Raw genomic sequence first — 14,433 nt, forward strand, 5'->3', positions numbered from 1 at the left:
ACCGCGCCCTACAATGATTTCCACCATGCTCGACGAACGTGCCAAGACCCTGTTGAAGACGCTGGTCGAGCGCTATATCGCCGATGGGCAGCCGGTGGGGTCGCGCACGCTCTCGCGCGCCTCCGGTCTGGAACTGAGCCCGGCCACCATCCGCAACGTGATGGCCGACCTGGAAGAGCTGGGCCTGATCGCCAGCCCGCACACCAGTGCCGGGCGCATCCCCACGGCGCGCGGCTACCGGTTGTTCGTCGACACCATGCTCACCGCGCGCCCGCTCGACATGACGCGCAGCGAGCCGGGCCTGGCCGCCGCGCACGAGCAGCTGCAGCCCGACCAGCCGCAGCGCGTGATCGCGCATGCCGCGCAGGTGCTGTCCAACCTGTCGCAGTTCGTCGGCGTGGTCACCGCACCGCGCAAGGCCGGCGTGTTCCACCACATCGAGTTCATGCGACTGGGCGAGCGGCGCGTGCTGGTGATCCTGGTCTCGCCCGACGGCGACGTGCAGAACCGCGTGATCTTCACCGCGCGCGACCACAGCCCGTCCGAGCTGGTGGAGGCCAGCAACTTCATCAACGCGCACTACAGCGGCCTCAGCATCGAGGCGGTGCGCGAGCGGCTCAAGACCGAGATCGACGCGCTGCGCGGCGAGATCTCGCTGCTGATGCAGGCGGCGGTGCAGTTCGGCAGCGAAGCCGCCGGCGGCGAGAGCGAGCAGGTGGTGGTGTCGGGCGAGCGCAACCTGCTGACGATGCAGGATTTCTCCAGCGACATGGGCTCGCTGCGCAAGCTGTTCGACCTGTTCGAGCAGAAGACCCAGCTGATGCGCCTGCTCGACGTGAGCAGCCGCGCCGAGGGCGTGCGCATCTACATCGGCGGCGAGAGCCAGATCGTGCCGTTCGAGGAGCTGTCGGTGGTGTCGGCGCCGTACGAGGTGGACGGCAAGATCGTCGGCACGCTGGGCGTCATCGGCCCCACGCGCATGGCCTACGACCGCATGATCCAGATCGTCGACATCACCTCGCGGCTGGTGACCCAGGCGTTGAGCCAGAAGTAGCTCCGGGCTCCCTCTCCCTCTCCCGCTCTGCGGGAGAGGGCCGGGGTGAGGGTCCGGTCTCCGTCTGAGGGCTCAGCCCGGCCCGATCATCTGTTCCGGCCGCACCCACGTATCGAACTGCTCGCCCGTCAGGTGCCCCGAGGCGACGGCCGCCTCGCGCAGCGTCAGGCCCTCGGCATGCGCCTTCTTGGCGATCTGCGCGGCCTTGTCGTAGCCGATGTGCGGGTTCAGCGCCGTCACCAGCATCAGCGAGCGTTGCAGCAGCTCGCCGATGCGGCCACGGTCCGGCTCGATGCCGCGCGCGCAATGCGCCTCGAAGCTGCGCGCGCCGTCGGCCAGCAGCCGGAGGCTCTGCAGCACGTTGTGGATGATCACCGGCTTGTAGACGTTGAGCTCGAAGTTGCCCGAGGCGCCGGCGATGTTCACCGCGACGTCGTTGCCCATCACCTGGCAGCACGCCATCGTCAGCGCCTCGCACTGCGTCGGGTTCACCTTGCCGGGCATGATGGAGCTGCCCGGCTCGTTCTCCGGGATGCGGAGCTCGCCCAGCCCCGAGCGCGGGCCCGACGCCAGCCAGCGCACGTCGTTGGCGATCTTCATCAGCGAAGCCGCCAGCGTCTTCAGCGCGCCGTGCGCGTGCACCAGCGCATCGTGCGCCGCCAGCGCCTCGAACTTGTTGGGCGCCGACACGAAGTCGGTCCCCGCGGCCTGCGACAGCGCCTGCGCCACCCGCGTGCCGAACTCCGGGTGCGCATTGAGCCCGGTGCCCACCGCGGTGCCGCCGAGCGCCAGCTCGCGCAGGTGCGGCAGCGCGGCGCGCAGGTGGCCGATGCCGTGCGCCAGCTGCGCCACCCAGCCCGACATCTCCTGCCCCAGGCTCAGCGGCGTGGCGTCCTGCAGGTGGGTGCGGCCGATCTTCACCAGGTCGGCGTAGGCGCGTGCCTTGCCGGCCAGCGTGTCGTGCAGCGTCGCCAGCGCCGGCAGCAGTGCGTCCTCGATCGCGCGCACCGCGGCCACGTTCATCGCGGTGGGGAACACGTCGTTCGACGACTGCCCGCGGTTCACCTCGTCGTTCGGATGCACCAGCCGCTGCTCGCCGACCGGCCCGCCCAACAGCTGCGAGGCGCGGTTCGCCAGCACCTCGTTCATGTTCATGTTGCTCTGCGTGCCCGAGCCGGTCTGCCACAGCGACAGCGGAAACTCGTCGGCATGCCGCCCGGCGATCACCTCGTCGGCCGCTGCCGCGATGGCCTCGGCCTTGCGCGCGTCGAGCACGCCCAGGTCGCGATTCACCTGCGCGGCACAGCGCTTCACCAGCGCCAGCGCCAGCAGCAGCTCCGGTGGCATGCGCTCGGTGGAGATGTCGAAGTGATGCAGCGAGCGCTGCGTCTGCGCACCCCACAGCCGGTCGCCGGGCACGGCGATGTCGCCGAAGCTGTCGCGTTCGATGCGCGCTGGGGTCGTCGTCGTGGGTGTCGTCATGGCGTGCCTCCGGATCGCAGGGCCTGGGCCATGGTAGCGATGCCTACAATCCGCGCTGGTGCCGGGTCGATTGCCTTCCGCGAAGCAAGCACTTCGTGGAGTGTCGTGGTCCCGAGCGAGGGGCCGTTAGCTCAGTTGGTTAGAGCAGAGGACTCATAATCCTTTGGTCGTTGGTTCAAGTCCAACACGGCCTACCAAACATATCAATAAGTTGGCCTCTCGGCCCCGACATCGTCCGCTGCGCGGCTGACCTCGCTCGACGTGCCGGCGCGGTGGTTGGATGCCGCCACTGCACGTTACTTGGCTAAGACGATAATTGCACTTAATGTGATTTAGCCAGTAATTTGCATAAACTGGCTAAATCCATTAAAGTGGCTTGACTGGACTCGATCCATGAACTACCCGCTGCGCCTACCGGACCAGCTGAGGCCCCATCTCCGGGCTTTGCGCAAGCGCCATGGCCTGACGCAGGCCCAGCTGGGGGCGCTGGTCGGCGTCAAGCAGGCGCGCATCGCGGAAATCGAGGCGAACCCCGGCGCCGTGAGTCTGGATCAGCTGACCCGGGTGCTGGCCGCACTGGGGGGCACGCTCCACCTGCATGCGGCCGAAGCCACGCAGCCAGCGGCGGGTGCCGATGCGCCGAAGCCGCGCGGCGCGAAGCCGACCGCCAAGACGCCCGCGAAGGGGCGCACGGCCGCTAAGCCGGCCAGGTCTGAACCCGCGCGAGTCGCCGTCGTCATCCCCGCCAAGAAGGGGACCTGGTGACCACGGCACTGAACGCCTGGATGAACGGTGAGCTCGTCGGCACCTGGACCGTCGATCGTGCCACGCACGCCTTCACCTACGCCGCCAGCTGGATCGCCTCACCGAAGGTGCGCTCGCTGTCGCTGTCACTGCCGGTCACCGCGTCGTGCGAGGTGCGCGGCGACGTCGTCGCGCATTACTTCGACAACCTGCTGCCCGACAACGACCGCATCCGCGAACGCCTGAGCCGCCGCTTCGGCACCCAGGGCACCGACGCCTTCTCGCTGTTGGAGGCGATCGGGCGCGACTGTGTCGGTGCCGTGCAGCTACTGCCGCAAGACACCGAACCGATCGGATGGAGCCGCGTTGACTGCGCGCCGCTGAGCGAACGGCAGATCGCAGAGATACTGCGCGCCGTTCCTGGCCACGCCGGGCCCGGCGCGCCGCTGCAGGACGACGACCTGTTCCGCATCTCGATCGCTGGCGCGCAGGAGAAGACGGCGTTCACGCGCTACAAGGGCCGCTGGTGCCGGCCGCATGGCGCCACGCCGACCACGCACATCTTCAAGCTGCCGCTCGGCCTGGTGGGCGGGTCACGTCGCGTCGACCTGTCCGACTCAGTGCAGAACGAATGGGTCTGTGCGCAGATCGTCGCAGAGCTCGGGCTGCCGGTGGCGCCGACAAAGATGGCCAGGTTCGGCGACGAGGACGTGCTCGTCGTCGAGCGCTTCGATCGCGCGTGGATGGACGGTGGCACCTGGATCGCCAGGCTGCCGCAGGAGGACTTCTGCCAGGCGCTCGGTGTGCCGCCCCGGCTCAAGTACGAGGCCGACGGCGGACCGGGGATGGCGAAGTGCCTGCAGCTGCTGGCCGGCAGCGCCGACCCGCAACAGGACCGGCTGGCGTTCCAGCTGACCCAGCTGGCCTTCTGGCTGATGGCCGCGACCGATGGCCATGCCAAGAACTACTCTATCTTCCTGCAGCCCGGCGACAGCTACGTGATGACGCCGCTGTACGACATCCTGTCGATGTGGCCGTACTTCGGCACGAGCCCCAACCGGTTCAACCGAAGACAGGCTGGTCTCGCGATGGCAATGCGCGCCAAGAACGCGCACTACAAGCTCGAGACGATCCAGCCACGCCACTGGCACCAGCTGGCGATGAAGCACGGCGGGCCAGCCGTCTGGGAAGCCATTCAGTCGCTGGTCGAACGCGTCGAGCCCGCGTTGGCGGCGGTGGAGAAGAGGCTGCCGAAGGGCTTCCCGGGCCGCACCTGGGAGGCCATCGCCACCGGGATGTGCGCCGAGGCCAGGCGGTTCAGAGAGGGTGCCCCAGAGGCCTGATTGCGGGCTTCCTCGGCGAGCGTGCTCAGCACGCTTGGTGGCCGACGGCGTTCTACGAGTCCCCCAGCCGGTTGTTCTTGGAACCGGTGGAGTTCGGTGGCGTTCCGGGCCGGGACGAAGGCCCCGCGGATATCGCTCACGCCGCCGTCGCCCGCAGCCCCTCTTCCAGCCCCTGCAGCTCGCCGGCCGGCACCGGCCGCCCGAACAGGTAGCCCTGGCCCAGGATGCAGCCCATGCGCAGCAGGCGCGTGGCGTCGGCTTCGGTCTCGATGCCCTCGGCAACGGTGGGCACGCCCAGGCTGCGCGACAGGCCGATGATGGCGTCCACCACCTTGGCGCTCTGCGGCCGCTCGCGCAGCGTGTGCACGAACGAGCGGTCGATCTTGATCTTGTCGAAGTCCAGTTCCGCCAGGTAGGCGAGGCTGGAGTGGCCGGTGCCGAAATCGTCGAGCGTGACGGTGAAGCCCGCCTGCTTCAGGTCGCGCATCACGCGGCGTGCCGCGGAGGTGTCGCGCACCAGTGCGGTCTCGGTCAACTCCACGTCCAGCCGTGCCGGCGGCACGCCGTGCTCGGCCAGCAGGGCCAGCAATTGCGGCACCAGGGTCTCGTCCTGGATCTGCTGCGGCGCCACGTTCACCGACACGCGCCAGTGCGCTGGTAGCGCCGGCAGCTCGGCGAAGGCGCTGCGCAGCACCGCCAGCGTCAACGCGCCGATCAGGCCCGCGTCCTCGGCCAGCGCGATGAACTGCGCCGGCGGCAGCAGCCCGCGTTGCGGGTGCTGCCACCGCGCCAGCAGCTCCACCGACTGCACGCGGCGGCTGGTCAGCTCGACGATGGGCTGGAAGTACGCCACGAACTCGCCGCGGTGGAGGCCGTCCCGCATGGCCTGTTCCAGCGCGGCACGTTCGGCCACCAGCTCGTCGAGGCCGACGTTGTAGAAGCTCAGGCCGCCGCGGCTCTCGGCCTTGGCGCGGTAGAGCGCCGAGTCGGCCTTGCGCAGCAGCTCGTCGGCATCGCGGCCGTCTTCCGGGAAGCGGGCGATGCCGACCGTCGCGCCGATGGCCACGCTGAGCGGTCCGATCTGGATCGGCTCGCTCATCGCGCGCACCACGCGTTCGGCCAGATGATGGGCCGCCGACGGCTGCACGTCGTCGTCGACGAGCACGACGAACTCGTCGCCGCCGTAGCGCGCGCAGGTCTCGCCGCCGCGCAGGATCTGGCTCAGGCGCCGCGCCACTTCCTTCAGCACGCGGTCGCCGATCAGGTGGCCGTGGCGGTCGTTGATCGGCTTGAAGCGGTCCAGGTCGATCATCAGCACGGCGAGGTTCATGCCGGAGCGCTCGGCCCGGGCCATGGCCGCGGCCATCTCGTCGTGCAGTGCTGCGCGGTTGGGCAGGCCGGTGAGCAGGTCGCTCGCCGCCAGGTGCTTCACGCGCTGCTCGGCATGCAGGAATCGCGTGCGCGAGCCGGCCAGCCGGCGCCAGAGAAAGGCCCCGAGCAGTCCGCCGCACACCAGCAGGCCCGCGCCGAAGAGCGCATTGCGGCGCCGCAGCGCGTTGATCTCGTCCCCGGCGGCGGCCACCGTGGCTTCGCTGAAGTCGGCGATGGCCTGCTGCAGCAGGCCGGATTGTTCGCGATAGCGATCGCCCTCGAAGATCTTGCGCGCGATGTCGGCCGCGCCCACGGTCACCGCCTCGAAGGCCGATTCGCGCATGTCTTCCAGTTCGGCCGTCGCGCTGCGGGTCTCGGTGTCGAAGCGCTCGATGGCGTGGGCCGGGGCCAGGCCCCGGGCCTCGGCCTGCAGTCGCTCGAACTCGAGCCGCTGGTTGTCGAAGCGCTCCACCCACCGCTGCTGGCCGGTGATCACGGCCATCTGCGCGGCCGTCGTCCGCTCCAGGTCCACCAGGCGCATGGCTCCGGCCACGCGCAGCGCCTCGGCGTGGCGGCGGGCGGCGGCCTGCTCGGCCGTGCTGGACATCCAGCGCTCGCCGATCAGCATGGCGAGCAGGATCGCCGCACCCACCAGCACCAGCCCCAGCGCACGGCGGGCCTCGCCCATCGCCTGCCCGACGATCGACGCCGTCGGCAGCAGGTTGCCCGACGCATCGCCCGCCTCGGCCGCTGCTCGCGGGTCTCGTCGATCCGCGGCCGGGGCGTTGGCGGCGATCAGGGCATGGCGGCGGCGAGGCATGGGCGTGGCGGGAACAAGTAACAAATCACCGTAACCAGAACGGTCTCACCGGCAACATCGGCCGAATGTAGCCCGCCTTGAATGCCGCCTGGCCGGCCCGCGCGTCGAATACCCAATACCGGTGCGGTATGAGTCACGCGGCGCAAAGGTATTGGACGCCTCGACGCGCCGATTCCTAAACTGGCTTCAACGACATCGAGGAACGCCGTGCGCACGCTGCAGCATTTCATCAACGGCGAGTTCACCTCGTCGACCCAGGGTCAGTCCTTCGACAAGCGCTCGCCGGTCGACAACCGGGTGATCGCCAGCGTCGCCGAAGCCGGTGAGGCGGAGGTGGACGCCGCGGTCACGGCGGCGCGGCGCGCATTGCAGGGCGACTGGGCGCGCCTCGGCACCGACAAGCGCGTGGCCATGCTGCACGCCGTGGCCGACGAGATCACGCGCCGCTTCGACGACTTCGTCGAGGCCGAGGAGGCCGACACCGGACAGCCGCACCATGTGATCGCGCACGCCTTCGTGCCGCGCGGCGCGGCCAACTTCAAGATCTTCGCCGACGTGGTGAAGAACGTGCCGGCCGAATCCTTCCAGATGGAAACGCCCGACGGCCGCGGCGCGCTGAACTACGCGATCCGCAAGCCCAAGGGCGTGATCGCGGTGGTCTGCCCGTGGAACGCACCCTTCCTGCTGATGACCTGGAAGGTCGGCCCGGCGCTGGCCTGCGGCAACACGGTCGTCGTCAAGCCCTCGGAAGAGACGCCGCTGTCCGCCACGCTGCTCGGCGAGGTGATGAACACGGTCGGCGTGCCGCCGGGCGTCTACAACGTCGTGCACGGCTTCGGCCCCGGCGCCGCGGGCGAGTTCCTGACCCGCCACGACGGTGTGGACGCCATCACCTTCACCGGCGAGACGCGCACCGGCACGGCCATCATGAAGGCCGCCGCCGACGGCATCCGCGACGTGTCCTTCGAGCTCGGCGGCAAGAACGCCGGCATCGTGTTCGCCGATGCCGACTTCGACGCCGCGGTCGACGGCATCTTCCGCTCGGCCTTCATGAACACCGGCCAGGTCTGCCTGGGCACCGAGCGCGTCTACGTCGAGCGTCCGCTGTTCGATCGTTTCGTGCAGGCGCTCAAGCTGCGCTGCGAGGCGGTGAAGTACGGCCGCCCCAGCGACCCGGGGGCGAACTACGGGCCGCTGATCAGCCAGGAGCACCGCCGCAAGGTGCTGTCGTACTACGAGCGCGCCGTCGCCGAAGGCGCCACGCTGGTGACGGGCGGCGGTGTGCCGCCGATGCCGGCCGAACTGGCCGACGGCGCCTGGGTCCAGCCCACCCTCTGGACCGGCCTGCCCGAGACCGCCAGCGTGGTGCGCGAGGAGATCTTCGGCCCCTGCTGCCACGTCCGGCCGTTCGACAGCGAGGACGAGGTGGTGGTGCTGGCCAATGCCAACCGCTACGGCCTGTCGACCACGCTGTGGACGCGCGACCTGGCCCGCGCCCACCGCATGGCGGCCGCCATCGAGGTGGGCATCACCTGGGTCAACAGCTGGTTCCTGCGCGACCTGCGCACGCCGTTCGGCGGCTCCAAACAGTCGGGCATCGGCCGCGAGGGGGGCGTGCACTCGCTGGAGTTCTACACCGACCTGCGCAACGTCTGCATCAAGCTCTGAGGCGGCCGCGACACCATCATGATGAACAACGAAACGATCGAACGCTACGGCGACGAGCTGTACGAGGCGCTGCTCGCGCGCCGCGTCGTGGCGCCGCTGCTGGAACGCGAGCCGCAGATCCGCGTCGAGGACGCCTACCGCATCCAGCTGCACATGGTGGCGCGCCGCGTCGCGGCCGGCGAGCGCGTGGTCGGCAAGAAGATCGGCGTCACCAGCAAGCCGGTGCAGGACTTCCTGGGCGTCTACGAGCCCGACTTCGGCCAGCTCACCTCGGGCATGGCGCGCAGCGAGGCCGAGGGCGTGGACCTCGGTGCGCTGATCCAGCCCAAGGCCGAGGCCGAGCTGGCCTTCGTGCTGGAGCGCGACCTGATCGGCCCGGGCGTCACCGCGATCGACGTGATCCGCGCCACCGCCTACGTCAGCCCCTGCTTCGAGATCGTCGATTCGCGCATCCGCGACTGGAAGATCAAGATCCAGGACACGGTGGCCGACAACGCCTCCTGCGGCGTCTACCTCATCGGTGATGCCAAGGCCCACCCGCGCAAGCTCGACGTCGCGATGGCCGGCATGGTGCTCGAGAAGAACGGCGAGCTGCACTCCACCGGCGTCGGCGCCGCGGTGCAGGGCTCGCCGGTGCACGCGGTGGCCTGGCTGGCCAACACGCTGGGCGCCCTGGGGCTGCCGTTCCGGGCCGGCGAGGTGATCCTGTCGGGCTCGCAATCGGCGCTGGTGCCGGTGACCGACGGCGACGAGCTGGTGTGCACCATCGGCGGCCTGGGCACCTGCCGCGCACGTTTCCATGGAAGGAGTGCCCTGTGAACCTCACGCTGAGCCGTTCGGACATCGAGCGCCTGGCCGATCGCGTGGAGGCGGCGCAGGACAACGCCCGCGCGATTCCCAAGCTGACCGACGATTTCCCGCAGATGGGCCTGGCCGACGGCTACGCGGTGCAGTCCGAGCTGCGCCGCCGCCGCATCCGGCAGGGCCACCGGCTGGTCGGCTGGAAGGCCGGGCTCACGTCGAGGGCCAAGATGCTGCAGATGGGCGTGGACGTGCCGTCGATCGGTTTCCTGATGTCGAACATGGCCCGCACCGACAACGCCCAGGTGCGCACCGACGACCTGGTGCACCCGCGCGTCGAGTGCGAGGTGGCCTTCGTGACCAGGAAGGACCTGCACGGACCCGGCTGCACGCGCGACGAGGTGCTGGCCGCCACCGATTTCGTGCTGCCGGCCATCGAGGTGATCGACTCGCGCTTCGCCGGCTTCAAGTTCGACCTGCCGAGCGTGGTGGCCGACAACGGTTCGTCGGCGCGCTTCGTCGTCGGCAGCCGGGCCCGCGACGTGGCCGACATCGACCTGCGCACGCTCGGCGTGGTGTTCGAGAAGAACGGCGTCTCGATCGGCATGGGCGCCACGGCCGCAGTGCTGGGGCATCCCGCCGAGGCGGTGGCGATGCTGGTGCGCGTGCTGGCGGAACTCGACGAACAGCTGCCGGCCGGCAGCTTCGTGATGAGCGGCGGCATCACCGAGGCCGTGGCGGTGACGGCGGGCGACCATGTGGTCGCGCGCTACCAGGACCTCGGCAGCGTGTCGGTCCGCTTCATCTGAAGAAACAACGGCGAAGGAATCCTGTCATGCCCATCATCCAGATGAACCTGCTCGAGGGCCGCACGGTCGAGCAGAAGCGCAACGTGGTCGCGGCCATCACCGAGGCGGTGGTCCGCACGCTCGACGTGCGGCCCGACCAGGTGCGCATCATGATCAACGAACTCGGCGTCGAGCACTTCTCGGTCGCCGGCCAGACCGCGGCGATGCGGCAGGCAGCCGCGGCGAACGCGAAGGAGCTGTGATGACGACCCAGAAGATCCGCTGTGCCCTGATCGGCTCCGGCAACATCGGCACCGACCTGATCTACAAGTTGAAGCGCAGCGCGGTGCTGGAGCCGGTGTGGATGGTCGGCATCGACGCCGCTTCCGAGGGCCTGCAGCGCGCCCGTGACATGGGCCTGAAGACCACCGCCGAGGGGGTGGACGGCCTGCTGCCGCACGTGCGGGCCGACGGCATCCAGATCGCCTTCGACGCCACCAGCGCCTACGTGCACCCCGAGAACTCGCGCAAGCTCAACGCGCTGGGCGTCCTGATGGTCGATCTCACGCCCGCGGCGGTGGGCCCGCTGTGCGTGCCGCCGGTCAACCTGCGCGCGCATGCCGAGAAGCTGGAGATGAACGTCAACATGATCTCCTGCGCCGGCCAGGCCACCATCCCCATCGTGTATGCCGTCTCGCGCGTGCAGCCTGTCGACTACGCCGAGATCGTGGCCAGCCTCGCCTCCAAGTCCATCGGCCCGGGCACGCGTGCCAACCTCGACGAGTTCACCTACACCACCTCCGACGCGCTGGTGCGCGTGGGCGGCGCCCGGCGCGGCAAGGCGCTGGCGGTGATCAACCCGGCCGAGCCGCCGATGATCATGCGCAACACCATCAACTGCCTGACCGACGACGAGCCGCAGCAGGCCCGCATCATCGACTCGGTGCTGTCGATGATCGAGGAGGTGCAGAAGTACGTGCCCGGCTACAAGCTGGTCAACGGCCCGGTGTTCGACGGCAAGCGCGTCAGCGTGTTCATGCAGGTGGCCGGCCTCGGCGACTACCTGCCCACCTATGCCGGCAACCTGGACATCATGACCGCAGCGGCCTGCCGCACCGCGGAGATGTTCGCCGAGGAGATCCTCGCCGGCAAGCTGCAACTCACCCCCGTGAAGGAGGCCGCCTGATGAGCGCCACACGTTCGATGGAACCCGACCTGCGCGGCCGCAAGGTCCTGCTGCACGACATGTGCCTGCGCGACGGCATGCATGCCAAGCGCGAGCAGATCTCGGTGGAGCAGATGGTCAAGGTGGCGATGGCGCTCGACGACGCCGGCGTGCCGTTGATCCAGGTGACGCACGGCGCCGGCCTGGGCGGCAACTCGCTGCAGCACGGCTTCGCGCTCGCCAGCAACGAGGCCTACCTCAGCGCCGTGGCGCCGAAGATGAAGCAGGCCAAGGTCTCGGTGCTGCTGATCCCCGGCCTGGGCACGATGCGCGAGCTGCAGTCGGCCTACGACTGCGGCGCGCGCAGCGTTACCGTGGCGACCCATTGCACCGAGGCCGACACCGCGCCGCAGCACATCGCCTACGCACGCAAGCTCGGCATGGACACGGTGGGCTTCCTGATGATGGCGCACCTGAACGATCCCGAGAGCCTGGCGAAGCAGGGCCTGCTGATGGAGAGCTACGGCGCGCAGACGATCTACGTGACCGACTCGGCCGGCTACATGCTGCCGGCCGACGTGCGGTCCCGCGTGGCCGCGCTGCGCGCGGTGCTGAAGCCCGAGACCGAGATCGGCTTCCACGGCCACCACAACCTGGGCATGGGCATCGCCAACTCCATCGCCGCCATCGAGGAGGGCGCGAGCCGCATCGACGGCTCGGTGGCCGGGCTGGGCGCCGGGGCGGGCAACACGCCGCTGGAGGTGTTCCTCGCGGTCTGCGACCGCATGGGCATCGAGACCGGCGTGAACCTGTTCAAGCTGATGGACGTGGCCGAGGACGTGATCGTCCCGATGATGGACCACCTGGTGCGCGTGGACCGCGAGTCGCTGACGATCGGCTTCGCGGGCGTGTACTCCACCTTCCTGCTGCACGCCAAGCGCGCGGCCACGCGCTTCGGCGTGCCGGCGCGCGAGATCCTCGTCGAGCTGGGTCGCCGCAAGATGATCGGTGGTCAGGAAGACATGATCGAGGACACCGCGATGAGCATGGCCAAGGAACGCGGCCTACTGAAGGACGTGAGCCGCAAGGCCGCTTGAGCAGGAGACGAAGGTGAACCAGAAACCCAAGGAAATCGCCGTCGTCGTCGGCGCCACCGGTGCGATGGGCGCCGTGATCAGCCGGCGCCTCGCCGCCGAGGGGCTGACCGTGCTGGCCGTCGCCCGCAAGGCCGACGCCCTGGCCTCGCTGGTGGACACCACGCCCGGCGTCGTGCCCTGCGTGGCCGACATCTCCAACGACTCGTCCATCGACGCCATCAAGGCGGCCCTCGACGCACCGGTGCGCATGGTCGTGCACGGCCCCGGCGTGGCCACTGCGGGCGGCGTGCTGGTCGCGCCCACCGCGGCGGTGGTCGACGCGGTGAACATCAAGGTCGGCGGCATGATCCGGCTGGTGCGGGCGGTCGACGAGCAACTGGTGCGCGGCTCGCGGCTGGTCGCCATCGGCGGGCACTACGGCTCCGAGCCCAACCCCTGGGCCGCGACCGCCGGCGTGGGCAACGCGGCACTGACCAACCTGATGCGCCAGTATTCGTGGGCCTACGGCGTGCGCGGCGTGACGGCCCACGTGGTGCAGCCCGGCCCGGCCGACACCGACCGGTTGCGCCGCATCGCCGCCGACCGCGCCGCGCGTGGCGGCATCACCCTCGAGGCGGCGATGGACGAGTACCGCGCCGAATCGGCGCTCGGCGCCCTCACCACACCCGAGCAGGTGGCCTGGGCCATCGCGCTGCTGCTCGCGCCCGAGGCCGACGCGCTGGCCGGCAGCACCCTCTTCATGGATGCCGGCCGCCGCAAGGGCATGGCCTGACATCGAACGGTCCTCGCCATGCCCATCCTCGAATACCGCCTCACAGAAGGCCTCCACACCGACGAGCAGATCTCCGACCTGCTGCTCGCCTCCGCCCGCCTCTATGCCGAGGTGCTGAAGAGCCCCGTCGACCGCGTGCGCGTCGTCGCGCAACTGCACAAGCCGCAGCATGCGGTGGTGGCCGGCAAGCTGGTCAGCGAGGGCGGGCCGTCGGCGCCGTACTTCCACTTCCTGGTGCTCGAAGGCCGGCCGGTGGAAGAATGCCAGGCGCTGATCACCGGCTTCACCGACCTGGTCGTCAGCAGTCTCGGCGTGGACCGCAGCCTGGTGCGCGGCGGCTGCTGGCCGATCCCGCCGCAGTACTGGGGCATCGCCGGCGCGCCGGCCAGCGTGATGCGCGCGCAGGAGATCGCGGCGCGCGCGGCCACAGCGGCGCAAGGCGCCTGAGCGCGGCACGCACGATGAACGTCTTCATCGTTCACGCCCACCCGGAGCCGCGGTCGTTCAGCAGCGCCCTGTGCTGGGCCGCCACCGAGCAGCTCCGCGCGCTGGGCCACGAGGTGCGGGTGTCCGACCTGTACGCCGACGGCTTCGACCCGGTGGCGAGCGCGGCCGATTTCGGCGAACGGAAGAACCCCGATTACCTGGTCTATGCGCTCGAGCAGCGCCACGGCTACGAGGCCGGCACGCTGGCCGAGGACATCCGCGGCGAGGTGGCCAAGCTGCTGTGGTGCGACCTGCTGATCCTGAATTTTCCGATCTTCTGGTTCGCGCCGCCCGCCATGCTGAAGGGCTGGATCGACCGCGTGCTGGTCTCCGGGCTCACCTACGGCGGCACGCGCTTCTACGACCGCGGCGGACTCGTCGGCAAGCGCGCCATGGTCAGCGTGACGCTGGGCGGGCGGCCCCACATGTTCGGCCCCGATGCGATCCACGGGCCGCTGGACGACATGCTGCGGCCCCTGCTGCGCGGCACGCTGGCCTACACCGGCCTCACCGTGCTGCCGCCCTTCGTGGGCTGGCACGTGCCCTACATCACCCAGGCCGAGCGCGAGCAGATCCTGGTCGACTACCGGCGCCACCTGGCCAGCCTGGACACGCTGGCGCCGCTGCGCTTCCCCAGCCTGGACGACTTCGACGCGAAGCTGCACCCGAAGGCGGCAAGCCACGTCTGAGGCGCCGGCCGCCCCTTGAACATCACCCTCTCCCCGCGAGCGGTGAGAGGGCGGGGCGAGAGGGCGGGGTGAGGGGACGGGTCGCGCCGTCCGGGCTGGATGCGAAACCCGACGTTCGATCGTGGCGCTTGCGTGGAGAATCTCCGAGCCACC

Annotated in this window: 14 protein-coding genes and 1 tRNA gene; 13 read left to right on the forward strand and 2 right to left on the reverse strand. The window is 69.8% G+C overall.

The genetic code is table 11. The features are described 5' to 3' along the window. Positions 1 to 25: 25 nt before the first annotated feature. On the forward strand, positions 26 to 1,054 hold the full coding sequence (hrcA, locus tag ASC67_RS03935; RefSeq protein WP_056315336.1) for a heat-inducible transcriptional repressor HrcA: 1,029 nt from the start codon (positions 26 to 28) through the stop codon (positions 1,052 to 1,054). Positions 1,055 to 1,126: 72 nt separating this feature from the next. Here the strand turns inward: hrcA and fumC are convergent, their stop codons facing one another. Beyond that, the gene (gene fumC / locus ASC67_RS03940) at positions 1,127 to 2,536 is read right to left on the reverse strand and encodes a class II fumarate hydratase (RefSeq protein WP_056315337.1); all 1,410 of its coding nucleotides are present in this window, start codon (positions 2,534 to 2,536) and stop codon (positions 1,127 to 1,129) included. Positions 2,537 to 2,656: 120 nt separating this feature from the next. Here fumC and ASC67_RS03945 point away from each other — a divergent pair. From ASC67_RS03945 to ASC67_RS03955, 3 genes are all read left to right on the forward strand, one after another. Next, positions 2,657 to 2,733, forward strand: a tRNA-Ile gene (locus tag ASC67_RS03945). 196 nt (positions 2,734 to 2,929) lie between these two features. Then, positions 2,930 to 3,301 (forward strand): helix-turn-helix domain-containing protein, encoded by a 372-nt coding sequence (locus tag ASC67_RS20135; RefSeq protein ID WP_082535807.1) that lies wholly within the window; start codon positions 2,930 to 2,932, stop codon positions 3,299 to 3,301. Continuing rightward, entirely contained in the window at positions 3,295 to 4,623 is a 1,329-nt protein-coding gene (locus tag ASC67_RS03955; RefSeq protein WP_404932831.1) for a type II toxin-antitoxin system HipA family toxin, read from the forward strand. Before ASC67_RS20135 ends, ASC67_RS03955 begins: the two co-directional genes overlap by 7 nt. Before the next feature lie 136 nt (positions 4,624 to 4,759). On the opposite strand, the gene ASC67_RS03960 is transcribed toward ASC67_RS03955, so the two are convergent. Next, positions 4,760 to 6,814 carry a bifunctional diguanylate cyclase/phosphodiesterase gene (locus tag ASC67_RS03960; RefSeq protein WP_056315339.1) on the reverse strand — a complete coding sequence of 685 codons (2,055 nt, stop codon included), beginning with the start codon at positions 6,812 to 6,814 and terminating at the stop codon, positions 4,760 to 4,762. Positions 6,815 to 7,021: 207 nt separating this feature from the next. Here ASC67_RS03960 and ASC67_RS03965 point away from each other — a divergent pair, with 207 nt between their 5' ends. From ASC67_RS03965 to ASC67_RS04005, 9 genes are read left to right on the forward strand one after another with little or no spacing between them, the layout of a single operon-like run. Continuing rightward, positions 7,022 to 8,482, forward strand: coding sequence for a 2-hydroxymuconic semialdehyde dehydrogenase (locus ASC67_RS03965; protein ID WP_056315341.1), 1,461 nt, complete (start codon positions 7,022 to 7,024; stop codon positions 8,480 to 8,482). Between the two features lie 21 nt (positions 8,483 to 8,503). Continuing rightward, positions 8,504 to 9,301, forward strand: a complete 798-nt coding sequence (gene dmpE / locus ASC67_RS03970; RefSeq protein ID WP_056315428.1) for a 2-oxopent-4-enoate hydratase — start codon at positions 8,504 to 8,506, stop codon at positions 9,299 to 9,301. Continuing rightward, a complete protein-coding gene (gene dmpH / locus ASC67_RS03975; RefSeq protein WP_056315343.1) occupies positions 9,298 to 10,092 on the forward strand; it encodes a 2-oxo-3-hexenedioate decarboxylase in 795 nt (264 codons plus the stop codon). Before dmpE ends, dmpH begins: the two co-directional genes overlap by 4 nt. Beyond that, positions 10,089 to 10,334 carry a 2-hydroxymuconate tautomerase family protein gene (locus tag ASC67_RS03980; RefSeq protein ID WP_255353661.1) on the forward strand — a complete coding sequence of 82 codons (246 nt, stop codon included), beginning with the start codon at positions 10,089 to 10,091 and terminating at the stop codon, positions 10,332 to 10,334. The genes dmpH and ASC67_RS03980 overlap by 4 nt, the downstream gene beginning before the upstream one ends. Beyond that, the gene (locus tag ASC67_RS03985) at positions 10,334 to 11,257 is read left to right on the forward strand and encodes an acetaldehyde dehydrogenase (acetylating) (protein WP_056315347.1); all 924 of its coding nucleotides are present in this window, start codon (positions 10,334 to 10,336) and stop codon (positions 11,255 to 11,257) included. The genes ASC67_RS03980 and ASC67_RS03985 overlap by 1 nt, the downstream gene beginning before the upstream one ends. After that, positions 11,257 to 12,333 carry a 4-hydroxy-2-oxovalerate aldolase gene (gene dmpG / locus ASC67_RS03990; protein ID WP_056315349.1) on the forward strand — a complete coding sequence of 359 codons (1,077 nt, stop codon included), beginning with the start codon at positions 11,257 to 11,259 and terminating at the stop codon, positions 12,331 to 12,333. The genes ASC67_RS03985 and dmpG overlap by 1 nt, the downstream gene beginning before the upstream one ends. Positions 12,334 to 12,346: 13 nt before the next feature. Next, positions 12,347 to 13,105: an SDR family oxidoreductase gene (locus tag ASC67_RS03995; protein ID WP_082535809.1), complete on the forward strand. Its 759-nt coding sequence runs from the start codon at positions 12,347 to 12,349 to the stop codon at positions 13,103 to 13,105. An 18-nt stretch (positions 13,106 to 13,123) separates the two neighbouring features. Next, on the forward strand, positions 13,124 to 13,552 hold the full coding sequence (locus ASC67_RS04000; protein WP_056315351.1) for a 4-oxalocrotonate tautomerase: 429 nt from the start codon (positions 13,124 to 13,126) through the stop codon (positions 13,550 to 13,552). A gap of 14 nt (positions 13,553 to 13,566) precedes the next feature. After that, positions 13,567 to 14,280: an NAD(P)H-dependent oxidoreductase gene (locus ASC67_RS04005; protein WP_056315353.1), complete on the forward strand. Its 714-nt coding sequence runs from the start codon at positions 13,567 to 13,569 to the stop codon at positions 14,278 to 14,280. Positions 14,281 to 14,433: the final 153 nt, after the last annotated feature.

Source organism: Methylibium sp. Root1272, from assembly GCF_001425905.1.
Taxonomy (GTDB): Bacteria; Pseudomonadota; Gammaproteobacteria; order Burkholderiales; family Burkholderiaceae_C; genus Methylibium.